General features: G+C 40.7%; 19 protein-coding genes. 17 read left to right on the top strand and 2 right to left on the bottom strand.

The window, feature by feature from the left end:
* Positions 1-73: 73 nt before the first annotated feature.
* The 12 genes from hpf (at position 74) to MR181_RS00910 (ending at position 13456) form a co-directional block, all read left to right on the top strand.
* Entirely contained in the window at positions 74-616 is a 543-nt protein-coding gene (gene hpf / locus MR181_RS00965; RefSeq protein WP_191911134.1) for a ribosome hibernation-promoting factor, HPF/YfiA family, read from the top strand.
* Positions 617-903: 287 nt separating this feature from the next.
* Positions 904-3267, top strand: coding sequence for a preprotein translocase subunit SecA (secA, locus tag MR181_RS00960; protein ID WP_191912206.1), 2364 nt, complete (start codon positions 904-906; stop codon positions 3265-3267).
* Between the two features lie 101 nt (positions 3268-3368).
* Positions 3369-4485, top strand: a protein-coding gene (prfB, locus tag MR181_RS00955; protein WP_369807477.1) for a peptide chain release factor 2 whose coding sequence is annotated in 2 segments (ribosomal slippage) — positions 3369-3440 and positions 3442-4485 — 1116 coding nt in all. Because the reading frame shifts where the segments join, the coding sequence is not laid out codon by codon here.
* A 58-nt stretch (positions 4486-4543) separates the two neighbouring features.
* On the top strand, positions 4544-4870 hold the full coding sequence (locus MR181_RS00950) for a PspC domain-containing protein (RefSeq protein WP_191911137.1): 327 nt from the start codon (positions 4544-4546) through the stop codon (positions 4868-4870).
* Entirely contained in the window at positions 4871-5224 is a 354-nt protein-coding gene (locus tag MR181_RS00945; protein ID WP_242333803.1) for a phage holin family protein, read from the top strand.
* 16 nt (positions 5225-5240) lie between these two features.
* Positions 5241-6200 carry an HPr(Ser) kinase/phosphatase gene (gene hprK / locus MR181_RS00940; protein WP_040531592.1) on the top strand — a complete coding sequence of 320 codons (960 nt, stop codon included), beginning with the start codon at positions 5241-5243 and terminating at the stop codon, positions 6198-6200.
* Complete coding sequence (gene lgt / locus MR181_RS00935; protein ID WP_242333800.1) at positions 6193-7017, top strand: prolipoprotein diacylglyceryl transferase; 825 nt, start codon at positions 6193-6195, stop codon at positions 7015-7017. Before hprK ends, lgt begins: the two co-directional genes overlap by 8 nt.
* Positions 7018-7043: 26 nt before the next feature.
* The gene (locus MR181_RS00930; RefSeq protein WP_242333797.1) at positions 7044-8060 is read left to right on the top strand and encodes an NAD(P)H-dependent glycerol-3-phosphate dehydrogenase; all 1017 of its coding nucleotides are present in this window, start codon (positions 7044-7046) and stop codon (positions 8058-8060) included.
* Positions 8061-8124: 64 nt separating this feature from the next.
* Positions 8125-9027 (top strand): UTP--glucose-1-phosphate uridylyltransferase GalU, encoded by a 903-nt coding sequence (galU, locus tag MR181_RS00925; protein ID WP_003717587.1) that lies wholly within the window; start codon positions 8125-8127, stop codon positions 9025-9027.
* A 343-nt stretch (positions 9028-9370) separates the two neighbouring features.
* Complete coding sequence (gene trxB / locus MR181_RS00920) at positions 9371-10309, top strand: thioredoxin-disulfide reductase (protein WP_242333794.1); 939 nt, start codon at positions 9371-9373, stop codon at positions 10307-10309.
* A gap of 122 nt (positions 10310-10431) precedes the next feature.
* Positions 10432-11628 carry a glycosyltransferase gene (locus tag MR181_RS00915; protein ID WP_242333791.1) on the top strand — a complete coding sequence of 399 codons (1197 nt, stop codon included), beginning with the start codon at positions 10432-10434 and terminating at the stop codon, positions 11626-11628.
* Positions 11629-11728: 100 nt separating this feature from the next.
* Positions 11729-13456 carry a phospho-sugar mutase gene (locus MR181_RS00910; protein WP_242333788.1) on the top strand — a complete coding sequence of 576 codons (1728 nt, stop codon included), beginning with the start codon at positions 11729-11731 and terminating at the stop codon, positions 13454-13456.
* Positions 13457-13698: 242 nt separating this feature from the next.
* Here the strand turns inward: MR181_RS00910 and MR181_RS00905 are convergent, their stop codons facing one another.
* Entirely contained in the window at positions 13699-16623 is a 2925-nt protein-coding gene (locus MR181_RS00905; protein ID WP_242333785.1) for an LTA synthase family protein, read from the bottom strand.
* A 267-nt stretch (positions 16624-16890) separates the two neighbouring features.
* On the opposite strand from MR181_RS00905, the gene uvrB reads away from it, so the two are divergent.
* From uvrB to whiA, 5 genes are all read left to right on the top strand, one after another.
* The gene (gene uvrB / locus MR181_RS00900; protein WP_242333782.1) at positions 16891-18948 is read left to right on the top strand and encodes an excinuclease ABC subunit UvrB; all 2058 of its coding nucleotides are present in this window, start codon (positions 16891-16893) and stop codon (positions 18946-18948) included.
* Positions 18949-18955: 7 nt separating this feature from the next.
* On the top strand, positions 18956-21820 hold the full coding sequence (gene uvrA / locus MR181_RS00895) for an excinuclease ABC subunit UvrA (RefSeq protein ID WP_242333779.1): 2865 nt from the start codon (positions 18956-18958) through the stop codon (positions 21818-21820).
* 239 nt (positions 21821-22059) lie between these two features.
* Positions 22060-22929, top strand: coding sequence for an RNase adapter RapZ (gene rapZ, locus MR181_RS00890; RefSeq protein WP_191911146.1), 870 nt, complete (start codon positions 22060-22062; stop codon positions 22927-22929).
* 20 nt (positions 22930-22949) lie between these two features.
* Positions 22950-23936: a gluconeogenesis factor YvcK family protein gene (locus tag MR181_RS00885; protein WP_242333776.1), complete on the top strand. Its 987-nt coding sequence runs from the start codon at positions 22950-22952 to the stop codon at positions 23934-23936.
* A 13-nt stretch (positions 23937-23949) separates the two neighbouring features.
* Complete coding sequence (gene whiA / locus MR181_RS00880) at positions 23950-24891, top strand: DNA-binding protein WhiA (protein WP_003717597.1); 942 nt, start codon at positions 23950-23952, stop codon at positions 24889-24891.
* Positions 24892-24952: 61 nt separating this feature from the next.
* On the opposite strand, the gene clpP is transcribed toward whiA, so the two are convergent.
* Positions 24953-25546, bottom strand: coding sequence for an ATP-dependent Clp endopeptidase proteolytic subunit ClpP (gene clpP / locus MR181_RS00875; RefSeq protein ID WP_003717598.1), 594 nt, complete (start codon positions 25544-25546; stop codon positions 24953-24955).
* Between the last annotated feature and the right edge of the window lie 435 nt (positions 25547-25981).

The raw sequence follows: 25981 nt of genomic DNA, 5'->3' as shown, positions 1-25981 counted from the left end.
TTAAGGATATGAGAAGAGTGGTCCTTCTGATACCAGATCAAGCAAATTGCTTGAACTGAAAGGAGAAATTACTATGTTAAAGTTCAATATTCGTGGTGAAAATATCGAAGTAACTGATTCAATTCGTGATTATGTGGTAAAGCGGATTAATAAGTTACAAAAGTTCTTCGAAGACAACGTAGAAGCAACAGCCCATGTGAACTTAAAAGTTTATCCTAACCGTACTTACAAGGTAGAAGTTACTATTCCATTACCATACCTTACATTACGGGCCGAAGAAACTTCTAATGACATGTACGGTAGTGTTGACCTCGTTACCGATAAGCTTGAACGGCAAATTCGGAAGTACAAGACTAAGGTTAACCGGAAGTCGCGTGAAAAGGGCTTCAAGAACTTAGAATTTGTCCCAACTGATGACGATACTGAAAGTCAAGAGGACTTGAAGATTGTGCGGACAAAGCAAATCTCACTCAAACCAATGGATCCAGAAGAAGCAGTTCTCCAAATGGACATGCTTGGACATGACTTCTTTGTTTTCCAAGATGCCGAAACTGACGGAACCAGTATTGTTTACCGTCGTAAAGATGGTCGTTATGGTTTGATTGAAGCTGAATAATTAAGTAATAAATGGACTGGTAAAAAACCAGTCTTTTTTATTTTGACTAACATTTTAAGTGACAGAGCTAAAATTTTAGCTTCCTCAAGATAACACCCCCGCAACTTGCCTTTGTCGAGAGACCTCGTTATCATCCGGAAGCTTTTTAAGACTTCATATTTTGCTGACTCGCACTCTAATCCGAAACGTGTTAGAATATTAGGGTTAGAATATAAATTAAAATTGGCTTGAGTAGCTGCTAAATCTCAAGTTAAAATTTAAAAACGTTAATTAGGAAGGACGCTTTTATGGCTAACATTCTAAAAAAATGGATTGAAAGCGATCGTCGTGAACTGCGACGAATTAATAAGATCGCTAATAAAGTTGAAAAATATGCTAAGCCAATGGCAGCGCTATCAGATGATGAATTAAAAGCTAAGACTGATGAATTCCGTGCGCGCTATAAAAAGGGCGAAGATTTGGACCACATGTTACCGGAAGCTTTTGCGGTAGCGCGTGAAGGGGCAAAACGAGTCTTGGGGCTTTACCCATTCCATGTTCAAATTATGGGGGGAATTGTTCTTCATGAGGGGAACATTGCCGAAATGAAGACTGGTGAAGGTAAAACGCTGACTGCTACCATGCCTGTTTACTTAAACGCAATCAGTGGCAAGGGTGTTCACGTTATTACAGTTAACGAATACTTATCAAAACGTGATGCTACTGAAATGGGACAGCTTTACAATTGGTTAGGCTGCAGTGTTGGTGTGAATAATTCTGAAATGTCTCCTGATCAAAAGCGTGAAGCATATAAGGCTGATATTATGTATTCCACTAACAGTGAGATTGGGTTCGACTATCTTCGTGATAACATGGCTGTTTATAAAGAAGACCAGGTCCAGCGAGGGTTAAACTATGCTCTTGTTGATGAGGTGGATTCAATTTTAATTGATGAAGCGCGGACTCCATTGATTATTTCTGGTCCGGGAACAGGAACCTCAAAGCTTTATAAGCAAACTGATCGCTTTGTTAAGACGTTAAAGAACGAGGTTGATTATAAGGTCGATCTCGAATCAAAAACGGTTGCCTTAACTGATGAAGGAATTCAAAAAGCTGAAAAGTACTTTAACTTAAAGAACCTGTATGATCCGGAGAACACAGCATTGACCCACCACTTGGATCAAGCATTACGTGCTAACTACATTATGCTTCTGGATAAGGATTACGTGGTTTCTGATGGTGAAGTTTTGATCGTTGATTCATTTACCGGACGGGTAATGCAGGGACGGCGGTTCTCTGATGGCCTTCACCAAGCGATTGAAGCTAAGGAAGGCGTTCAAATTCAAGAAGAGAACAAGACAATGGCTAATATTACCTACCAGAACTTGTTCCGGATGTACAACAAGCTTGCGGGGATGACCGGTACTGCTAAGACTGAGCAAGAAGAATTCCGTGAGATTTATAACATGGAAACAATCACCATCCCAACTAACAAGCCAGTTCAACGGAAAGACGAACCCGACTTGCTTTATCCGACATTGCAGAGTAAGTTTGCCGCGGTAGTTAAGCGGATCAAGAGTCTTCACGAAAAGGGACAGCCAATCCTAGTTGGTACTGTGGCCGTTGAAACTTCAGAATACCTTTCCCACTTACTGGATCAAGAACACATTCCGCATGTTGTTTTGAATGCGAAGAACCACGCAAAGGAAGCTGATATCATTAAGAATGCTGGTCAGCGGGGTGCGGTTACAATCGCAACGAACATGGCTGGACGGGGAACCGATATTAAGCTTGGCCCAGGAGTCCGTGAATTAGGCGGACTAGCAGTTATTGGCACCGAACGACATGAATCACGACGGATTGATAACCAGCTGCGGGGACGTTCTGGTCGTCAAGGTGATCCAGGTCTTTCCCAATTTTATCTTTCCCTTGAGGATGACTTGATGAAACGGTTCGGTGGTGACCGGATCAAGGCCTTCTTGGAACGGATGAAGGTTGACGATGATGATGCGGTAATTAAGAGTCGGTTCTTAACCCACCAAGTTGAGTCAGCTCAAAAGCGGGTTGAAGGGAATAACTACGATTCCCGGAAGAACGTTCTTCAATATGATGATGTAATGCGTGAACAACGGGAAATCATCTATAAAGAACGTCAGGAAATTATCACAGAAGATAAGTCATTGAAGTGGGTTCTGATGCCAATCTTTAAGCGGACGATCCAACGAGAAGTTGAACAACATACTTTAGGTGATCGTAAGGATTGGGATCTTAAAGGAATTATTGATTTCGCAGAAGAAGTCATTGTTAAGCCGGATACGATTACCGTTGCCGACTTGGCAGATAAGTCGCCACGACAAATGGTTGATTTCTTAATGGGGTATGCTAAGCAGATTTACAAGGACAAGCAGAAGCAACTTTACGATCCGGCACAAATGCTTGAATTCGAAAAAGTTGTTCTCTTGCGGGTCGTTGACTCACATTGGACAGATCATATCGATGTGATGGATCAGTTCCGTCAATCTGTTGGTCTCCGTGGTTATGGTCAGTTAAACCCGTTAGTTGAATATCAAACTGCTGGTTACCACATGTTTGAACAAATGATTGCGGATATTGAATACGAAACAACTCGCCTCTTTATGAAGTCGCAAATTCGGCAAAATGTTACCCGTTAATCAATAATTAAATATTGTTAACTATCAAGGTACGGTAGCAGGTGGCCCCAAAGCGGTACCTGTTACCGTTTTGGTTTAAATTAAATATTGGAGGAACCATTTTGGAACTTAGTGAAGCAAAGAAAAAAGTAGAAGCAATGCAACAAGAGGTTGCCCGCTTCGGGAGGTCTCTTTGACCTCGATGCTTTAGATGAAAGTATTGCAGAAAATGACCAAAAAATGGCTGAACCTGGTTTTTGGGACGATAATGTTGCAGCACAAAAAGTAATTAATGCGAATAATGAATTAAAAGATAAGCGCGATACCTTTGTGAAATTACGGGATAATATCGGTAATTTGCAAACGTCAATTGAGCTGCTGGAACTAGAACCTGATGATGAGTTACAGATTGAATTTGAAAAATCGTTTAGTGAAACGCAGAAGGAACTAGAGCAATACCGGTTAAATCAGTTGCTTGATGGCGAGTATGATGCTAAAAACGCAATTTTGGAAATTCATCCCGGAGCCGGGGGAACAGAAGCTCAGGACTGGGGAGCAATGTTGCTGCGGATGTATGTTCGTTGGGGTGAACAACATGGCTTTAATGTTGAGACTGCAAGCTATGAAGCAGGTGAAGAAGCCGGAATTAAGAGTGTTACCTTGTTAATTAAGGGACATAATGCATTTGGTTACTTAAGAAGTGAGAAGGGTGTCCACCGCCTTGTCCGAATTTCACCATTTGATGCGGCAGGTCGACGACACACTTCATTTGCCTCGGTTGATGTAATGCCTGAACTTGATGAGAGTGTAAACATTGATATTGATCCTTCTGATCTTCGGGTTGATACTTTTCGTTCAAGCGGGGCTGGTGGTCAGCACATTAATAAGACGGAATCAGCAGTCCGGATTACTCACATTCCTACGGGGATTGTTACTTCTTCCCAAGCAGAACGTTCCCAGTTGCAAAACCGGGTAACCGCAATGAACATGTTGAAGTCGAAACTGTATGAATTAGAGGAAGAAAAGAAGGCAAAAAAGCGGGCTGAAATTGAAGGGGAACAGCTTGAAATCGGTTGGGGTTCCCAAATTCGCTCCTATGTCTTCCATCCTTATACTTTAGTTAAGGATAACCGGAGCGGCCATGAGACACATAATGGGCAAGCGGTCATGGATGGGGATTTAGATCCATTTATTAATGCCTATCTCCAATGGAAATTAAGCCAGAAGAATCCTCAGTAAATCTAATTGCAGTTACCAGAAAAACACAGTAAGATTAAGCTATTAGGAGGGATGAATTATGTCGAAAAAGCTAACTCGATCCTACGATGATCGGTGGCTAGCTGGAGTCCTTAGTGGATTTGCTAAGTATTTCAATACCAAACCACTTTACTTGCGGATTGCCTATATTCTCTTTACCGCAATTACTGGGATCATTCCTGGAGTTATTGTTTACATTGTTTTACTGGCAATTATCCCACCCGATCCAGCCCATCCCGGAATTGCTGGTCTCTTTAAGACGTTTGCTGATTTAACGTCAACCCCGCAAAAAACGCGGGATTCACAAGGAAGACGGCAATTAACTGATGTTGAAGAGAAAGATATAAAGAAGAATGGACGGTCGTAGATGGAATTTATCAAACGTGTAATAATAGATACAATTCTCTTTATTGCATTAGCCGGTCTTTTTTCGCGGACTGGAATGTTCTATGTCAACAGTGTGGGAACTGCCTTGCTGGCAAGTGCTGTTTTAGCAGTGTTGAATGTGTTAGTAAAACCAATTTTGTTAATACTATCGTTGCCCATTAATGTGCTTACCTTAGGATTGTTTAGTATTGTGATTAACGCTCTGATGTTACAGTTAACATCATCCTTTGTCAGATCATATTATTTTCACTTCTCATCCTTTGGCTCAGCAATGTTGATTGCAATTGTTATGTCGATTTGCAATGTGATTATTTCCGATCACATTAATAATTAGTGAAGGAGTGGAAATAGTGGCAGATCATATTACTGTTAAAGAACTTGTTGATAATGTTCGGTTAAAAGTTTTACAGGGTGAAGAATATCTTCAACGACCAATTACTACTAGTGATATTTCACGGCCGGCCCTTGAATTCGCTGGTTATTTTAAACACTATCCTGCAATGCGGATTCAATTATTAGGGATTACCGAAACGTCTTTTGCCAAGGATTTGACTCACGAAAAGCGAGAGAAGTACTTAACAAAGATGTGTGCTCCCCAGACACCGTGCTTTGTTATTTCGACTAACTTACCGATTCCTGCAGAACTACAAGTTGCTGCAAAAAATGCCAAGATTCCCATTTTAGGAACCCACTTAACGTCATCACAAATTTTGAGTAACATGACTTCCTATCTCCTTGGCCGATTAGCACCGCGACAGTCTTTACATGGTGTTCTTGTTGATATTAATGGTGTTGGGGTCTTAATTACTGGTGATTCGGGAGTTGGGAAGAGTGAAACCGCGCTTGAATTAGTTCGCCGGGGGCACCGTTTAGTAGCTGATGACCGGGTTGAAGTTTATGCTCGAGATGAACAAACCCTTGTCGGTAAAGCACCAGCAATTTTAAAGCACCTCATGGAAATTCGGGGTATCGGAATTATTGATGTTTCTACTCTTTACGGAACTGGGGCAATTATGCCAAGCGATGTTATTAACCTAATTGTTCACTTGGAAACGTGGACCCCAGATGTTCAGTTTGACCGGTTGGGCGATCGGGGTGATAAGCAGACAATCCAAGGAGTAATTGTTCCTAAGGTTTCTGTCCCCGTTAAGACTGGACGGAATTTGGCAATTATCATCGAATCCGCTGCAATGAACTACCGGGCGGAAACGATGGGATATGATGCTACCAAGACGTTCGATGATAATTTGAACCGGTTAATTAAGCAGAATTCTGCACGAGATACAAAGGAAAAGCAAAGTAATGATTAATTTAAGCTTACCGCTTCTGGCACTTAATCCAATTGCCTTCAATCTTGGACCAATTCAAGTTCATTGGTACGGAATTATTATTGCGACTGGAGTTGTTCTCGCGTTAATTTTATCGGTACATGAGGGACAACGACGAGGTATTAATGAGGATTACTTCTATGATTACCTTTTATGGGCGTTACCCATTGCAGTTATTTGTGCTCGTTTCTATTACGTTATTTTTCAGTGGGGTTATTATTCACAGCATCCTGCAGAAATTATTGCGATTTGGGATGGTGGAATTGCGATCTACGGGGCGATCCTTGGTGGAATCCTTACACTATACTTTTTCTGTCGTGCTCGCCGAATTTCAATGTGGACAATGATGGATGTTATTTCACCAGCTTTGATTATGGCGCAAGGGATTGGTCGCTGGGGAAACTTCATGAATCAAGAAGCATTCGGGGCCATTACTAGTCGTGCAGCATTGATTAGTCAGCATATACCAATATGGATTATTAACCAAATGGATATTGGCAATCACTATCGCGTACCGACTTTCTTATATGAGTCGTTATGGGATCTTAGTGGTTTTGTCCTATTAATGCTGTTGCGTCACCGGCACCACTTATTTAAGCGGGGAGAAGTTTTCTTAACCTATGTTATGTGGTATTCCGTGGGACGGTTCTTCATTGAAGGGATGCGAACAGATAGTTTAATGATTGGTAATACACTTCGAGTGTCACAAATATTATCATTAGTCTTTTTCATCGTGGCATTAATTACCTTAATCGTTCGAAGACGACGGGCAAATCTTCCGTGGTATGTAAATCAATAAGTTTAATTTGTTAAAGGAGAATAATTATGGCTGAACAAATTGCAGTTTTAGGAGCAGGTTCGTGGGGAAGTACATTGGCAAATATGTTGGTTGAAAACGGTCATGACGTTAAGTTGTGGTCACGCAATCAAGAACAGGTTGAACAATTAAATAATGAGCATGTAAATCCTCATTACATGAAGGATTTTGTTTATTCAGACAAGCTAGTGGCAACTGCTGACATGGCAGATGCCGTTAAGGGTGCCCAGGTTATTTTAATTGTTATTCCGACTAAGGGACTTCGCCAAGTAGCGAGCCAACTCAATAAGATTCTGGAACAGAACAATCAACGGCCATTAATTGTTCATGCCACTAAGGGATTGGAACAAAATACATATAAGCGGCCCTCTGAAATGTTGATGGAAGAAATAAATGAAGAAAATCGGCGAGACATTGTCGTATTATCTGGCCCTAGTCATGCCGAAGATGTTGCAATTAAGGATATGACTGCCGTAACTGCTGCATGTGCTAATATCAATGACGCAGATAAGATTCAGAAGCTTTTTAGCAACAATTACTTCCGGGTTTACACGAATAATGACGTCATTGGTGCGGAATTTGGTGCTGCTCTGAAAAACATCATTGCGATTGGTGCAGGGGCACTTCAGGGACTCGGTTACCATGATAATGCTCGTGCAGCATTAATTACTCGGGGGCTTGCTGAAATTCGGCGTCTTGGTGTGGCGTTTGGTGCTAATCCGATGACCTTTATTGGTCTTTCTGGTGTTGGTGACCTTGTTGTTACTGCAACCAGTAAGAACTCACGGAATTGGCGTGCAGGTTATCAATTGGGGCAAGGGAGAAAACTTGACGATGTAATTGAACATATGGGAATGGTGATTGAAGGAGTATACACTACCAAAGCAGCCCATGAGTTAAGTCTCAAGCGTCAAGTTAAGATGCCAATTACTGATGCCCTATACCGGGTTCTGTATGAGGGTGAGGACATTAAAAATGCAATTTCCCAGCTGATGAGTCGAGATCTTACTTCAGAAATTGAATAAGTATGGTAAAATGCATACAGTAGAGATTGGGAATTAAAAAATCTCATGGAAAGGGTTTATTATTATGAAACGCGTACGTAAAGCAATTATTCCTGCTGCTGGTTTGGGGACTCGTTTTCTTCCAGCAACAAAAGCTTTAGCAAAGGAAATGTTACCAATCGTTGATAAACCAACGATTCAATTTATTGTTGAAGAAGCTCGGAAGTCGGGGATTGAAGATATTGTTGTTGTTGATGGCAAGAACAAGCGCTCAATTGAGGATCACTTCGATTCTAACCCAGAACTTGAAGATAATTTACGGGCTAAGCATAAAAATGAAATGTTGAAGTTAGTTGAAGAAACAACTGATATTAACATTTACTTCATTCGTCAATCACACCCACGTGGTCTTGGGGATGCTGTCTTAACAGCTCGTGACTTTATTGGTGATGAACCATTTGTTGTAATGTTAGGTGATGATTTGAACAACATTAACAATGATGGTGAACCATTAACTAAGCAATTGATCGAAAGTTACGAACAAACTGGCGCATCAACCCTTGCTGTTATGCGAGTACCACATGAAGATACTGCTAAGTATGGTGTTATTAATCCAAGTAAGGAAGTTACACCAGGTCTCTTTAACGTTACTAGCTTTGTTGAAAAGCCAGATCCAAAGAAGGCGCCAAGTGACCTAGCAATTATTGGTCGGTATGTCTTTACCCCAGAAATCTTTGATGTTTTAGCAAAGACTAAGCCTGGTAAGGGTGGCGAAATCCAATTAACCGATGCAATTGATACCCTTAACCAAACTCAACGGGTCTTCGCTCGTGAATACATGGGTGACCGTTATGATGTTGGTAATAAGTTTGGTTGGGTCAAGACTAACATTGAATACGGTTTGAAGCACCCACAAGTTAAGGACGAACTCCGTCAATACATTAAAGAACTCGGCACCAAGTTCGAAGCTGAGGATAAGAAAAAGTAGAACGTGAGCAGGTTTAAAAAAGCCTGTAAGACAACAATTTCTCCCGACTGGATGCTAAAAGCATCTAGGAGGGAGTTTGTTGTCTCTAGGGCTCTTTCCTGCGAACGTCTTTAGACACGGTAACAGTCGATCGTTAGACGGAGGTGGCGGTCGCGGTGAACGTCTTTAGGTACAGTAGTAATATAGAAAAAAGATTCTTAAATTCCGGTAATTGGATTTAAGGATCTTTTTTCCTTAAAGCGCACCTTATTACTTATAAAAAGTAAGCATAGTGATAGACAATATTACTGAAACAAGTTATTATGAATAATAATTAAATTGTGTACTAAGGAGGAGCTTTAATATGGCTAACAAGGATCGTTATGATGTAGTAGTAATTGGTGCTGGTCCCGGTGGAATGACTGCTGCAATGTATGCCTCACGGGCTAACCTATCCGTCTTAATGCTCGATCGCGGAATTTACGGTGGTAATTTGAACAATACGGCAACGATCGAAAACTATACTGGTTTTAAGAGCATTAAGGGACCAGAGCTCGCACAACAGATGTATGATGGTTCAATTCAATTTGGCGCTGAATATGCCTACGGAACTGTGACTAATGTTGAAGTAAATGCTGATGGGACCAAAACGGTTTCCACTGACATGGATGAACAATTTGTTGCCAAGGCAATTGTAATTGCAACGGGTTCTGAGCAACGTCACTTAGGGGTTCCTGGTGAAGAAGAATTTAGTGGTCGTGGTGTTTCGTATTGTGCTGTCTGTGATGGTGCCTTCTTTAAGGATAAGCCCCTGATTGTTGTTGGTGGTGGCGATTCCGCTGTTGAGGAGGGGATGTACCTCGCTAATTTAGCATCTCAAGTAACAGTTTTAGTTCGTGGCAATAAGCTTCGCGCACAACCAATGCTCCAAGATGAAGCAATGAAAAACGATAAAATGAACTTTATCTTTAATACTAGCGTAACTGAGATTACTGGTAATGATACAAAGGTTACTGGTGTCAAGACTCACAACAATCAAACTGGTGAGGATGGAACTATGGATGCAGATGGGATCTTTATTTATGTTGGTAACGTCCCAATGACAAAGCAGTTTACCTCATTAGACATCCTTGACGATGCAGGCTGGGTTAAGACTGATAACACGATGAAGACAGTAGTTCCTGGGATCTTCGCTGTTGGTGATGTTCGTGAAACACCATTACGGCAGATCGCAACAGCTGTTGGTGATGGCTCGATCGCAGGACAACAGGTTTACCAATATATTCAATCATTAGAAAAGTAAATAGTTTAATCACGGGGAGAGCGTGGCAGAAGCTGTTTAAGGCTGATGTCATCGCTCTCTTTTCTTGTTTTCTTTTTAATTTTAAAAGGGTATAGTTATGATAAATGAGGAGGAGCACTAAAATGTCAGTACCAGTAATCGCAATGCAATGTAACTATGCGTACCTTGATAAATTATTTACTAGTTTAAAATCACTTCTTTATCATAATAGTGGCTTGAAGGTTTATATTTTAAATCCTGATATTCCTCAAGAGTGGTTTAAAAATGTAAATCAGCAGTTGAATTCAATTGGCGATAGTGTAATTGACTTGAAAGTGGATCAGTCGGTTTTCGTTGATAGCCAAATTTCATTTAGTAATCGCTTAAATACGATGACGTTTAATAAATTATTGTTACCAAAGCTTTTGCCGGGAGAAAAGGTACTGTATTTAGACAGTGATGTGATTATTAATCATTCAATAACTACCTTACTTAACCTTGATTTTTCTGAACCAGTAGCTGCAGTTAAGGATCTCAATTCTCCAGACAGTGAAATTAATGCTGGGGTAGTGTATTTTAATAATCCAGTAATTAACCACCAACAGGGGATTGTTGATCAGTTATTGTCTGCTAGTAAACGACCTGAATTAAAGAATGCTGATCAATCGGTTTTAAGTAAGTTCTTTTACCAACAGGCCAAATTTTTGCCCCGTACCTATAATTATGAGGTTGGCATAGAAGGTTATGCGGTCTATCACCATATTGACCGCATAATTAGTGAACTAGCACGAATCAGTGATCCGGTAATTATTCATTTTGACTCTGACGATAAGCCCTGGAATTTACTTTCAACAGTTCGCTACCGTGAATTGTGGTGGTACTATAACGGAATGAGCATCCGGGATATTATTGATCACGTCACTTTAGGAACAAATAAGCCACGATGGTCAAAACTTCGTGGTCCACTATTTTGTTTAACGAATAGTCAGGACTTTAGCCATTTGACCGAACTTGTGACGACCCTATCAGATTACCAATTTGAAATTGCCGCGCGAACTTCAATGGGACCAAAGCTAGTGTCACTCCTAAAGTACCCCAATGTTCGGTTATATCAGGGAATTCTTCCACAAGTAATGACAGACCGGCTTAATTGTGCGAAAGCCTATCTTGATGTTAATCGGGGGATGAAAGACATTAAAGTAATTAGGCAGTTTCTTAAAAGCGGGAAACCAGTTCTGGCATTTAATAATACGATGAGTATGGCCGGAAATGACCAGTACTTAGTCTTCGAGAATGATCAAGTAGAAAAGATGATCGACTGGATTCGAACGATCGATTAGTCGGAGTAAAACTTTAGTAAAACAATGAAGTAAACGAACACAGCTACTTGATAATGAGTTATACTGATAGCAGATTATGAGAAACAAAGGAGCAATTTTGATGAGCTGGAAAGATACTTACCAAGTTTGGAAAGACCGGACTGATCTTGAACCAAAATTAAAGAAAGAATTAGCTGCAATGCATGATGATAAGGAAATTGAAGATGCATTTTACGCACCAATGTCTTTCGGTACTGCCGGGATGCGAGGACTAATGGGTCCTGGAATTAACCGGATGAATGTTTATACCGTTCGTCAAGCGACTGAAGGCTTGGCAACGTTAATGGATTCTTTAGGGGATGAAATTAAAAATCGTGGGGTTGCAATTAGTTATGATTCTCGTCATAATTCACGCCAATTTGCTCACGATTCAGCACGAGTACTAGGTGCTCACGGAATTAAAGTTTACATTTACGATAATTTACGGCCAACACCAGAATTGTCATTTGCTGTTCGTCACTTACATACTTATGCTGGGATTATGATTACGGCTAGTCACAACCCTAAAGAATATAATGGTTACAAAATTTATGGTGAAGATGGTGGTCAAATGCCACCAAAGGAATCAGACATGATGACTGGTTATATCCGGAAGATTACCGATATTTTTGACATCAAATTAGCTGATGAACAAGAATTGTTAGATAACGGGACGGAAACAATTATTGGTGAGGATGTAGATGCTGCATACTTGGCCAATGCAAAGAGTGTTACCGTTAATCCGGATTTGGCAAAAGAATATGGTAAGGACATGAAGTTTGTTTTTACCCCATTATGTGGTACTGGTCGGATGCTTGGTGAACGGGCATTACGTCAAGCTGGTTTCACTAATTTCACAATTGAACCAACCGAAGCACAACCAAACGGTGATTTCCCTGGCTTGGAACACCCTAACCCAGAATTTCCAGAGGCATTTGTTCGTTCCATTAAGTTAGGAAAAGAAATTGATGCAGATGTTCTGATTGCTACTGATCCTGATGCGGATCGTCTTGGCTGTGCAGTTCGTCAACCAAATGGTGAATACCAATTGTTAACTGGTAACCAAATTGCTTCAATCATGTTGGCCTACATCCTTGAAGCTCACAAACAAGCAGGTACTTTGCCAGAGAATGCTGCTGCTGTAAAATCAATTGTTTCAACTAACTTTGCAGCTAAAATTGCCGAAAGTTACGGTGTTGAGATGATTAATGTTTTAACCGGCTTTAAGTGGATTGCGGATCAAATTCATCAGTATGAAACTGGTAAGGCTGATCACACGTTCATGTTCGGTTTTGAAGAAAGCTACGGTTACCTCATTAAGCCATTTGTCCGTGATAAGGATGCTATTCAATCATTAACCTTACTGGCTGAAGTTGCTGCTTACTACAGAAGCCGGAAGATGACATTGTATGATGGTCTTCAAGAATTATTCAAGAAGTATGGTTACTTCCGTGAAAAGACTGTTGCCAACATGTACCCAGGTGTTGATGGTCCAGCCAAGATTCAAGGCTTGATGAAGAAGTTCCGTGAAGAAGCACCAACTAACTTTGCTGGTCATAAGGTGATGGTAACTGAAGACTTTTCAAAGGGGACAAAGACAACCGCTGATGGTCAAGTTAGTGAACTTGGAATTCCCGAATCAAACGTTCTCCGCTATGTCCTTGATGATGAAACCTGGATTGCTATCCGGCCATCCGGTACTGAACCAAAATTGAAGTTCTATATCGGTACTAGTGCACCATCCCTTGATGAAGCTAATTCTAAACTAGCTGATTTTGAAAAGGCATTGAAGGAATTTGCAGAAGAATAGGTTTAGTAGTGTAGATTATTAGAAGCTGGGAATTAACTTTCTCGGAGGGACAGTTGACTAACCTAGAACGATGAATGATGATGAAATCATCAGAGTCGTTCGTAGCCGAATAGGCTTGCTTCGCTGCGTTAGGCTCGAGTCCCTCAGTTAATTCCCGCGATTAGACTCTCTAAGTTCGGAGATTAATAAGTATATATAAAAGGGCGGGAAAAACTTAACGTTTTTTCCCGCCCTTTTTCTATCTATTTTGCGATTTGTTTTAAGAATGAATCCTTTAGTAGGTAATGGCGACCAGCGGTAAGGTCATACTGAACTAATTGATAGTCATGAAAAAGTTTCTTTTGTTTTGCAGTGAGCTTAACGTGTTTTCCACGAGCGTTAACAAAGTCGGTTCCTCCTTGATGGGCTGAGTTGTTTTTTGCGGTACCGTTAGTCGGTAATGATGTTGCCGGGATATCTTCAGCAACCTTCGTTAGTAGGGCATAGTAGGGTGAAACTTTAACATCCATTTGAGCAAGCGCCATTGCAGCAAAATTGTTTGGCCCAACAAGTTGGTGCTGCCAGGTAAGGCGATTTTGGTTAGTCTTTCGTGCGGCTGCGTTACTATAAATGAAGTAATCAGTTTCGTGGAGCTGGGTACCATACTTTCCCATTGGTAAGCCATGATAAATTCCAGGGAGGTGATCACCATACCAAACAATAGTAGTTGGCTGCTTAAGCTTATCCAGCTGATTAATCCACTCCTTTAATGCTTGATCAGTATAGTGAATTCCCTGAATATAAGTTTCGATTTGTGCTTTTTGATCAGGAGTCTTAAATCCTTTTCCGGAAACATGGTAATTCTTTTTTGTGTAGTAGGTTGGTTCATATGGCATGTGATTTTGCATGGTCGCTAATTGAACGAACTTACCGTGAGGTTGACGTTTAAGGTTTAACGTTACTTCTTTATAGGCAGAATCATCACTAACGCGGGGACTTCGTTGGATTTTTTGAGTATAGGTAATTTGGTCGCCACCATCGAAGTGATAGAACTTATTAAAGCCAAACTTTTTGTAAACCGTTTTTCTACTATAAAGATTTGCGGAAAATGGGTGGATTCCAATACTGTAATTAAACAGGTTGTTAATGGTAAAGGTTCGCTCTTGGTAAGGGACTAGTTGTGAATATGGTGTTGGTAATGTTGGCGAGAAGTTTGCAATTGAAAGACCAGTTAGGGCCTGGTATTCCATATTAGCTGTTCCGCCACCATAGCCTGAGCTAAGCATTAATCCACTAGTTGAATGCTTTTTTAACTGGTGAAGGTAGGCAATTGGGTTTCCGCTGACTTTCATTCCCGGAATCCGGGATGGATCAGAGTAGCTTTCGCTGAGGACAAACACCAGATTTTGGTTGCCAACACTATTATGGGTACGATTTTGATTAATTTTTGCTCCTAACTTAGAGTAACGGTTAGCTAAATCTTTCATTGTGGCGGCTGAATATCCCTTAGGCTTATTCATTACGTGGACGTCAATGTTATTGGCAAATTGAAGAAGAGTGCCGTTCATTTTAGCCCCCCGTAATTGGGAGTAAAAGTATGGAGTATCGTCGATATCCTGCAATTGCTTATAGACGATCGAATTACTATGGTTTGCGAAATTGAAGCTAAAGAGGTAGGCACAGGAAAGCGCCGCAATTGCAATCCGGATAATTGGGGTAAAATGGCAAGAACTACCGACACGTTTTTCTAGTTGCCAACAGAGAGTAATAATAATGATGGCGACAATTAAAGTGAAAACAATCGTCCACTTATTAACCATCCCCAGCATTTCACCAGGGGCAGTTAATGTTGAGACATCAGTAGGAATAATTGGTTCATTTCTGGCCGCAATTTTAAGGATAGAAACTCCTAACCAGATTAAGTAGAAAAGGATGGTTATTCCTGAGCTTAACCACCAACGATTAGTAATTGCCATTAGGATCAAAGCAATTGCAAAAATAATAAGAACGTTTACCGTAATAATTTTTGGTCGTTCGGTTAACATCCACTGAACCATCGTAAATTTGCCACCCCAAAGGATAGCAAACGAACCAAGAGTGATCAGCCAGAGAATAAGAAAGGTTAAGAGAACTGGCCAGAAGTTTTGGCAGGTTCGTTTAAAGCGGCTAAGAAGGTTATGGTAACTTAACTGCCAAGTTATTTTATTTCCCAGGAAATTAATTAGCGCTAAAATTCCAGCGAAAACGACAGCAATTATGATACCAACCAAAAGCCCAAGCTGCCAATTAACATGTGGTAAGAGCAATGGAGTAAAGATCATCGGTAACCCGAGCAAGTTAAGAAGCAGAATTCCGGTAACAGGTAAAAGGTGCTCTCTAGGCTTCTTGTTGATTGTTCGGAAAAACCATGCGGTCATTAGTAAACAAGTGAGGAGAAGGAATGGTTGGTATGCGTTAATTCCTAATAAATAGTGTGTGTTGGGAGTAAGATCACTATGCGGACTATAATCAACATGGTTCATATTGAGCCAGGTAATTAGTGAGGAAAACAGTAAGCTGATGAGTGTTAATCCGGCATAGCGCTTGTTTGACCATTTTTTCAGCCATTGTTGATCGTTTGCTAGCCAGTCGCCAAGGGCGAAAAGATAGCTGAACCAGATTAGGCTTGTCCCACGATGAAATCCAAATGCATCGTAACCGCTGATCAAGTTGATAAGGAAGAAAATGAATGAAAAGCTAATCAACCAGTGACGACGCGTAATTGTTGACCAACGATGACATAGTTTTTGTAATGGGTGAGCAAAAAGGTATATCCCACTGCAGATGAGCCAGGTGATGAATACTTGCTGAACGACGTAGAGTTCGGGAGACGGTTGAGCAGTTGTGGTTACTGGTTGGGTAGTAAACTTTGCCCAGGTGAAGGTAACTATTCCAATAATCCATAGGGTAAGAACAACTACCTGACGATTAAATTGTCGTTGCTGTTGATTAGCACCAATGGCGATTGGTACCCATAAAACAACTGTACTAACAAATGTTTTTAGAATCCACCAAAGAATAAAGGGCAGGGTTGCTTCTTGGAGGTGGGTGAGAAGCTGACTTGCGGTTCCTAAAAAGCAAATAATTGTTAAGGCAACAAACAAAGTCCCCAATTGTTGCCCACGCTTTTGCTTTAAACTACTAAACATTGATCTCCAACTTTCCTTTTATGAAATTTAAACATTACTATTATATGTACAAGCAAAGTCGTGATTCAATAGTAGAGAAAATGATTAAGGTAAAGTTAATTTACTGATGTGGATTGTTTTATAGTAAGACAGTTTAGAAATTCTATATTGATAGACGAATGCATGTTCTGATGATAAACTAAAAGAGGTAATTTATCATCAGAAAGACGGAAGGTAACGAAGAACGAGTTGTTGCCTTCCATTTTCGAGTGCTGAGGAGGATTAATCGTGATATATCGTCAACCTCATAAAAATTTTGAGTTAGTTTCAGACTACAAGCCGACTGGGGATCAGCCAGAAGCAATTAAGGAATTAACCACTGGAATCAAAAAGGGCGAAAAGGCCCAGATCCTGTTAGGGGCCACCGGAACGGGAAAAACTTTTACGATTTCAAATGTTATTGCGAAAGTCAATAAACCAACATTAATTCTATCCCATAACAAAACGCTAGCTGGACAATTATATAGTGAAATGAAAAAGTTCTTCCCACATAATGCGGTTGAATATTTTGTTTCCTATTATGATTATTACCAGCCAGAAGCTTATGTTCCTTCTAGCGATACATATATCGAAAAGGACGCATCGATTAATGATGAGATTGACGAATTGCGCCATTCCGCTACTAGTTCATTAATGGAACGCGACGATGTTATTGTTGTGGCATCTGTTTCCAGTATTTTCGGCCTTGGTGATCCGAGTGAGTACCATAATCACGTAGTTTCATTACGGGTTGGCCAAGAAATTGAGCGGGATCGGTTACTCCGCGAGCTGGTTAATATTCAATTTGAACGTAACGATATTGATTTTCAACGGGGACGGTTTAGAGTTCACGGAGATGTTATTGAAGTCTTTCCCGCATCACGTGAGGATAAAGCATTGCGGATTGAATTCTTTGGTGATGAAATTGACCGGATTCGTGAAGTTGATGCTCTGACTGGCGAAGTAATTGGTGATCGGGAACATATTTCAATCTTCCCGGCAACTCACTTCTTAACAAGTGAAGAGATTATGGATCGGGCACTTCCGCAGATTGAAAATGACATGAAAAAGCAGGTTAAAAAGTTTACTGATGAAGGAAAACTCCTAGAGGCAGAACGAATTCAGCAACGGACAACTTATGATATCGAAATGCTTCGTGAAATGGGGTATTGTAACGGAATTGAAAATTACTCACGGTATATGGATGGTCGAAAACCTGGAGAGCCGCCATACACTTTACTGGATTTCTTTCCTAAAGACTTCTTACTAGTAGTTGATGAATCACACCAAACGATGCCTCAAGTTCGGGGGATGTACAATGGTGATCGGGCCCGGAAGCAGATGCTAATTGACTATGGTTTTCGGCTACCGAGTGCCCTTGATAATCGACCATTAAAATTAGCAGAATTTGAAAAACATGTTAACCAAGTTGTTTATATGTCGGCTACTCCTGGTCCGTATGAGATGGAACAAACAGATCACGTTGTTCAACAAATTATTCGACCGACCGGTTTACTAGACCCAACGATTGAGGTTCGACCGGTAATGGGACAAATTGATGATCTGGTTGGCGAGATTAATAAGCGGATCGAAAAGCATGAACGCGTCTTTGTTACAACGTTGACTAAGAAAATGTCCGAGGATCTTACTGACTACCTTAAAGATCTTGGATTAAAAGTTAAATACCTCCATAGCGACATCAAAACGCTAGAACGGACACAAATTATTCGTGATCTTCGCTTAGGCAAGTTTGACGTTCTTGTGGGAATTAACCTTCTTCGTGAAGGACTGGATGTTCCAGAAGTATCTTTAGTCGCGATTCTTGATGCTGATAAGGAAGGATTTTTACGGAATGAGCGTTCCTTAATTCAGACAATTGGTCGGGCAGCACGAAATGCAAATGGTTCCGTAATTATGTATGCTGATACCGTTACTGATTCAATGCAAAAGGCAATTGATGAAACGAAGCGGCGACGGGAAATTCAGATGGCATACAATAAAAAGCATGGGATCACTCCTAAAACCATCATTAAGCCAATTCAAGAGGCTATTTCCTCAACTACGAAAACTGAGGATAGTGGAAAAGAAGCTGACAGTACAGAATTTACTACTAAAGACTTTGCTAAGCTAAGCCATGATGATCAGACAAAGATGGTTGAAGAATTAACTGAACAAATGCGGACAGCAGCCAAGCGGTTGGACTTTGAACAGGCCGCAATGCTTCGTGACACGATAATGGAATTAAAGGCCCAGATAACAGGGAAGAAAACTAAAAGGATGAAGCATAGTAAAAATAAGGGGGAGTGAATTATTCGTGGCAAACGATAAAATTATTATTCATGGCGCACGTGCACATAACTTAAAGAACATTGATGTGAAAATTCCTAAGAATAAGTTAGTTGTCATTACTGGCCTATCCGGCTCGGGGAAGAGTTCGCTAGCATTTGACACCCTATATGCAGAGGGACAACGCCGCTATGTAGAAAGTTTATCTGCTTATGCTCGTCAGTTCTTAGGGCAAATGGATAAGCCGGATGTTGATTCAATTGATGGCCTTTCACCAGCAATATCGATTGACCAGAAGACTACATCTCATAACCCCCGTTCCACGGTAGGAACCGTTACGGAGATTAATGACTTTCTGCGGTTATTGTGGGCACGGGTAGGAACCCCGATTTGTCCCAATGATCATATTCCGATTAGCAGCCAATCACCTGACCAGATGGTTGACCGGGTACTGGAACTTCCTGAACGAACTCGGCTTCAAATTCTTTCTCCAGTTGTTCGTGATAAACGTGGAACACAAAAGAAAGTCTTTGAAAAGATCAAAAAGGAAGGATTTGTTCGGGTTCAAGTAGATGGTGAAACCTATGAACTAGACGAGGTCCCAGAACTTGATAAGAATAAGAAACATACGGTTAATGTTGTCATTGACCGTATTATTATCAAAGATGGGATCCGCTCTCGCTTGTTTGACTCATTTGAAGCTGCTTTGAGGTTAAGTGACGGTTACGCGATTGCAGATGTGATCGGTGGGGACTCAATTCCGTTTTCCGAAAAGTATGCTTGCCCAATTTGTGGATTTACTGTAGGGGAGCTTGAACCACGACTGTTCTCTTTCAATGCTCCAATTGGTGCTTGTCCTGAATGTGAGGGCTTGGGTTCGAAACTAGAAGTTGACGTGGATCTAGTAGTTCCTGACCGAACTAAGACACTTCGGGAAGGAGCAATGATTCCGTGGAACCCGATTTCCTCACAATATTACCCGCAGTTACTAGAACAATTCTGTGAAGCTGTCGGAATCAATATGGATACGCCGTTTAATAAACTTTCAAAAAAACAACAGCAACAGGTTCTATATGGTAATGGTGATCAGACATTCCACTTCCACTACGAAAATGACTTTGGCGGAGTTCGGGATGTCGATGTGCCGTTTGAGGGCGTTATTAATAATATTAAACGACGGTACAAGGAAACCAATTCCGACTTTACTAGGGAGCAAATGCGAAAGTACATGACAGAGCTACCTTGTCCGGCTTGTCATGGCTACCGGCTTAACCAACGGGCATTAGCAGTTAAAATTAACGGTCAAAATATTGGTGAAGTTTCTGAATTACCTATTAGTAAGGCAATTACATTTTTTGAAGGTGTGCAATTCTCTGAACAACAAGAAAAAATCGCCTGGCCAATTTTAAAAGAGATTTTAGATCGGCTGACTTTTATGAAAAATGTCGGTGTTGAATACCTGACACTGAGTCGATCTGCACGAACACTTTCTGGTGGTGAAGCTCAACGAATCCGTTTGGCAACTCAAATTGGCTCAAATCTTTCTGGGGTAATGTACGTTCTTGATGAACCCTCAATTGGTTTACACCAGCGGGATAATGATCGACTAATTTCTTCCCTTAAAGCAATGCGTGATCTTGGTAATACTTTAATTGTGGTTGAACACGATGAAGATACTATGCGGGCTGCGGACTATATTGTGGATATTGGTCCGGGAGCTGGAGCTAATGGTGGAAAAGTAATGGCTGCTGGAACACCAAAACAAATCATGCGTTCCAGAAAGTCAATAACTGGCCAGTACCTTTCTGGTAAAAAAATGATTGAGGTCCCTAAAGAACGCCGGGAAGGTAATGGAAAACATATTATTCTTAAGGGAGCTGCCGAGAACAACCTAAAGAACATTAATGTCGATTTTCCTCTTGGTAAGTTTATCTGTGTAACTGGTGTTTCCGGTTCTGGAAAATCCACGTTAGTTAACGTGATTTTGAAGCGGATTTTGGCACAGAAGCTAAATAATAATTCTGCTAAGCCAGGTAAGTATAAATCAATTAGTGGAATTAAAAACATCGAGAAGGTAATTAATATCGATCAATCGCCAATCGGTCGAACACCACGGAGTAATCCTGCTACATATACCGGGGTCTTTGATGATATTCGCGAACTCTTTGCCCAAACAAATCAGGCAAAGATGCGCGGCTATAACAAAGGACGCTTTAGTTTTAACGTAAAAGGTGGTCGTTGTGAGGCTTGCCATGGTGACGGGATTATTAAAATTGAAATGAATTTCTTGCCGGATGTTTACGTTCCGTGTGAAGTTTGTCATGGAACGCGTTATAATTCGGAAACACTTGAAGTTGAGTATAAGGGAAAGAATATTTCACAGGTTCTGAACATGACCGTTTCTGAAGCATTGAAATTCTTTAGCGCAATTCCAAAAATTAAGCGAAAGCTGCAAACGATTGAAGATGTTGGCTTAGGTTACGTAACTCTTGGTCAACCAGCTACTACGCTATCAGGTGGTGAAGCTCAGAGAATGAAGCTTGCTGCCGAACTTCATCGTCAATCGCGAGGAAAAAGCTTTTATATTTTGGATGAACCGACAACCGGGTTACATATGGATGATATTAAACGCTTGTTGGCGGTCTTGCAGCGATTAGTAGATGCTGGGAATACTGTCCTAGTGATTGAGCATGATCTTGATGTTGTTAAGTCAGCTGATTGGCTTATTGATCTCGGTCCTGAGGGAGGAGAAGCAGGTGGCTATATTGTTGCTACCGGGACTCCTGAAGAGGTTGCAAAGGTTAAGGAAAGTTATACCGGACAATATCTGAAGAAGATGTTAGAACGAGATAAAGCGCTTGAAGAAAAAAACAACATTAAAAATTCTAAATAACCTAAGGAAGCTGGCATCAGTGGTGCCCATTATTAACGCATAACAATTTCTTGGGAAATCCACAAGAAGGTTTCAGAGTTCGAGATTGTCGAGCTTTGAAACCTTTTCTGTAGGTTTTAATCATTAACTAGCGCTTTGTAAAAAATGATAAGCCCAACCCTAGTTTTAGTTATTAAAAGACACACCCGGATTGTTGTGATACAATAATTAGGTATAAGTGTAGAAAAGAGGGGGAGAACATGGTAGAAAAGATGCGAGTGGTAATTATTACCGGAATGAGCGGTGCTGGGAAAACCGTTGCTGTTCATAGTCTTGAAGACTTAGGCTACTTCGTGTTCGATAATATGCTGCCTAACTTGGCAGAAAAATTTGTCGATGTGATGGAGAAAGCGAGTCAATTTAATAAGGTTGCTATGGTGATGGATTCTCGTTCCCAGAGATTTTATGATCAAGTACTGCCAAGTATTCGCCAATTAAAAAAACGTGAGGATCTTGATGTTAGTTTACTTTTTCTCGACGCTGCCGATGATAAATTAATTTCTCGTTATAAAGAAACGCGTCGTTCACACCCGCTATCGCCTCATGGTCGGTTGTTGGATGGCGTAACGGCTGAGCGAAAATTGCTGAACAATCTTAAGAGTGAGGCAGATATTCGGATTGATACTACTTCTTTGACGCCACGAAACCTCAAACTAAGACTCAATAAGATTTTTGGTCATGGCGAGGGGAGCAATTTCTATATTGAAGTAATGTCATTCGGCTTCAAGTATGGATTGCCGTTAGACGCTGATATTGTACTTGACGTTCGTTTTCTCCCCAACCCCTTTTACGTCCCGGAGCTTAAACATTTAACAGGAAATGATGCTGCTGTTCAGGAATATGTGATGAAAAGCCCGTTAGCAAAGGAATTTTATGCACATTTAAAGTCACTATTAGAAACGGCAATGCCAGGCTATATTCATGAGGGGAAAAGTAGTCTAACAATTGCAATTGGCTGTACTGGAGGACAACACCGTTCCGTTACCATTGCAAATAAGATTGCAACTGATTTAAAAACTGATGGTTATCAAGTTAATATTCACCATCGGGACGTTGATAAGGCAAAATAAAAAAGAAGAGGAAGGATTATATGTTTCATAAGCCAAAGATTGTTGTGATCGGGGGCGGAACTGGTCTTCCAGTTATCCTTCGCGGGTTGCGCGATCAAAATGCTGATATTACAGCGGTGGTTACCGTCGCTGATGATGGTGGTTCGTCGGGGATCCTTCGAGATTATATTAATGTGGTCCCGCCTGGCGATATTCGAAATGTTCTGGTGGCGCTCTCTGAGTTACCAAAATTACAGAAGGAGATCTTCCAGTACCGTTTCAAAACGACTGACCAATTTTTGGCAGGTCACGCTATTGGTAACCTTATTATTTCCGCGCTTTCGGAAATGCAGGGTGATATTTTTGATGCAGTCCAGGAGCTTTCAGAGATGATGGAGATCCGGGGTCATGTTTTTCCTGTTTCTGATGAACCATTAACGCTGAATGCTGAATTTATGAATGGCTCAATTCTTAGTGGTGAGTCAGAAATTACTAAGGCTCATAAGCAGATTAAACGTGTCTGGGTAACGCCATCAAATGACGATGATGGTCACAAAGCCAAAGCAGTGCCTGAGGTTATTAAGGCAATTGAAAACGCGGATCAAATTGTTTTAGGGCCCGGTAGCCTGTTTACAAGTATTCTGCCAAATTTGATGATTCACGATGTTGCCGAAGCTGTATGCAAAAGCAAGGCAGAAGTAGTCTATATTTGCAACATTATGACACAAAAAGGAGAAACCGATCACTTTACTGACGCCGATCATGTTCGGGTGCTTAACCGTCATCTTGGTGAAAACTTTATTGATACTGTATTAGTTAATATTCAGCCAGTTCCTGATAATTATATTGACTTTAAGGAATGGAATGAAATTTCCCAGCCTGTAGGACATGATTTTCAGGGACTCCGGGAGCAGGGGTGTCGAGTTATTAGTTCCAACTTTTTACAGTTAAAGGATAATGGAGCATTTCATGACCGAGATAAGGTTGTTAATGAGTTAATGAATCGCCTCCATGAAGTTCATGATTAGGAGGTGACTGGCATTGTCCTATGCTAGCGAAGTAAAAAAAGAGCTAACAGCAATTAAGGTCCACCGTGATAATGCTAAAGCAGAGCTAATGGCCTTAATCAGGATGAATGGATCAATCGGGATCAGTAATCATCACCTAGTATTGAATATTCAGACTGAAAATCCCGCCATTGCTCGGCGAATTTATTCATTATTAAAAGACTTTTATCACGTCGAAAGCGAGATTGTTGTCCGGCGGAAGATGAAACTAAAGAAAAATAACCAGTACATTGTTCGTTTGCGTTATTCTGCAGAACGTGTTTTGGATGATTTACAGATCTTACAAGGGATGCAGATCAAAGAACAGGTTCCTGTCGAATTGTTAAAGGATGAGTGGATGGTTCGTTCATATTTACGTGGTGCATTTTTAGCTGGTGGTTCTGTCAATAACCCTGAAACTTCCCGTTATCATCTGGAAATCTATTCTCTCTATGAAGAACATAATGAAATGATTGCCCGAATGATGAATAAGTTTGGCTTAAATGCTCAAACAACTGCTCGACGAAGTGGGTATATTGTTTACCTTAAGGAAGCAGAGAAAATTGCTAATTTTATGTCGCTAATTGGTGCGACTAATTCGATGTTACAATTTGAAAATATTCGAATAGTTCGCGACATGCGTAATTCGGTTAACCGTCTCGTTAACTGTGAGAATGCAAATATGAACAAGATCGCTAATGCTTCAACTAAGCAAATTGAAAATATTAAGCTCATTGAAGCAAGCGTCGGCTTAGAAAGCTTGCCAGATAAGCTACGCGAGATTGCTGAAACGCGACTTGCTCACCAGGAAGTCAGTTTAAAAGAATTAGGCGAACTAGTTCCCGGTGGCCCAATTTCGAAGTCTGGTGTTAATCATCGCTTGCGAAAGTTGAATGCATATGCGGATGAGCTGCGAAACCGAGCACTAGCCAAATAAGTAAGTTTAAACGAAAATAAGCTGAAGGAAATTTTCCTTCAGCTTATTTTCTGATCATTAGTTACTTCAACTTTGAATTATTTTCCATAATTCCGTCAAGCAAACCATAATCAACAGCCTCTTGAGCAGTTAAGTAGTGATCACGTTCGGTATCACGGTTAATCTTTTCGATTGGCTGTCCTGAATTCTTGGCCAGAATTTCGTTAATCATCTTTCGTGTCTTCAAAATTTCAGTAGCAGCAATTTCAATTTCGGTTTGTTGACCTTGAGCACCACCAGATGGTTGGTGAATCAAAACTTGTGAGTGTGGCAAACCAAAACGCTTACCCTTAGCACCTGAGGATACTAGGACACTGGCCATGGAAGCAGCCATCCCGATAACAATAGTTTGAACATCAGACTTGATGAAGTTCATGGTATCGTAAATTGCCATTCCAGATGTAACCACACCACCTGGAGAATTAATGTAAAGGTAAATGTCTTTTGTTGAATCTTGCGCATCTAGGAAAAGAAGTTGCGCAACGATTGAATTAGCCATATCGTCTTCAATTGGACCAGACAACATAATGATCCGATCCTTTAGAAGCCGTGAATAAATGTCATAAGCACGTTCACCACGAGATGATTGCTCAATGACAGTAGGAACTAAATTCATAGTCGATTAGCCTCCCTTATTTTTAGCACTTGTTAGCATCAATTGCTAACTTATGTGAATACTATACTCGTTTGGTCAAAAAAGGTCAAATAATTTGTCACGAAAAATAAAAATGAGACCGGGAGTTTAACGGTCTCATTATTTTATTATGGTCAATTCGTGGTGTTTATACGGCTAAGCATCATTAATGATAGGGGGAGAGGAAATAATGAGCCGCATAGTTGGTATTAATTTAGTGAAGATCCTTAGCAATCAAACTAAGTTCAGTTGCAGCTGATTCCTTATCAAGGGTTGTCCAGTCGGTATTGTTAAATTTAACGAATGCTTTGAATGTATCTTTAGTCATAATAAATTACCTCGTTTTCATATATTGGGCATTTTAATTGGCCCTTCTTTGTTTACGACTATATAGTACCTCCTATTGGTATACTTTGC

Source organism: Limosilactobacillus urinaemulieris, from assembly GCF_932750685.1.
Lineage (GTDB): Bacteria > Bacillota > Bacilli > Lactobacillales > Lactobacillaceae > Limosilactobacillus > Limosilactobacillus urinaemulieris.
Note: the sequence above shows the minus strand (reverse complement) of the source record. Positions and strands in the feature narration are given on the sequence as shown.

What these genes read in the sequence shown, in the direction of transcription:
- hpf (WP_191911134.1), top strand. Translation starts at nt 74, where the DNA reads ATGTTAAAGTTCAATATTCGTGGTGAAAATATCGAAGTAACTGATTCA.
- secA (WP_191912206.1), top strand. Translation starts at nt 904, where the DNA reads ATGGCTAACATTCTAAAAAAATGGATTGAAAGCGATCGTCGTGAACTG.
- MR181_RS00950 (WP_191911137.1), top strand. Translation starts at nt 4,544, where the DNA reads ATGTCGAAAAAGCTAACTCGATCCTACGATGATCGGTGGCTAGCTGGA.
- MR181_RS00945 (WP_242333803.1), top strand. Translation starts at nt 4,871, where the DNA reads ATGGAATTTATCAAACGTGTAATAATAGATACAATTCTCTTTATTGCA.
- lgt (WP_242333800.1), top strand. Translation starts at nt 6,193, where the DNA reads ATGATTAATTTAAGCTTACCGCTTCTGGCACTTAATCCAATTGCCTTC.
- MR181_RS00930 (WP_242333797.1), top strand. Translation starts at nt 7,044, where the DNA reads ATGGCTGAACAAATTGCAGTTTTAGGAGCAGGTTCGTGGGGAAGTACA.
- galU (WP_003717587.1), top strand. Translation starts at nt 8,125, where the DNA reads ATGAAACGCGTACGTAAAGCAATTATTCCTGCTGCTGGTTTGGGGACT.
- trxB (WP_242333794.1), top strand. Translation starts at nt 9,371, where the DNA reads ATGGCTAACAAGGATCGTTATGATGTAGTAGTAATTGGTGCTGGTCCC.
- MR181_RS00915 (WP_242333791.1), top strand. Translation starts at nt 10,432, where the DNA reads ATGTCAGTACCAGTAATCGCAATGCAATGTAACTATGCGTACCTTGAT.
- MR181_RS00910 (WP_242333788.1), top strand. Translation starts at nt 11,729, where the DNA reads ATGAGCTGGAAAGATACTTACCAAGTTTGGAAAGACCGGACTGATCTT.
- MR181_RS00905 (WP_242333785.1), bottom strand. Translation starts at nt 16,623, where the DNA reads ATGTTTAGTAGTTTAAAGCAAAAGCGTGGGCAACAATTGGGGACTTTG.
- rapZ (WP_191911146.1), top strand. Translation starts at nt 22,060, where the DNA reads ATGGTAGAAAAGATGCGAGTGGTAATTATTACCGGAATGAGCGGTGCT.
- MR181_RS00885 (WP_242333776.1), top strand. Translation starts at nt 22,950, where the DNA reads ATGTTTCATAAGCCAAAGATTGTTGTGATCGGGGGCGGAACTGGTCTT.
- clpP (WP_003717598.1), bottom strand. Translation starts at nt 25,546, where the DNA reads ATGAATTTAGTTCCTACTGTCATTGAGCAATCATCTCGTGGTGAACGT.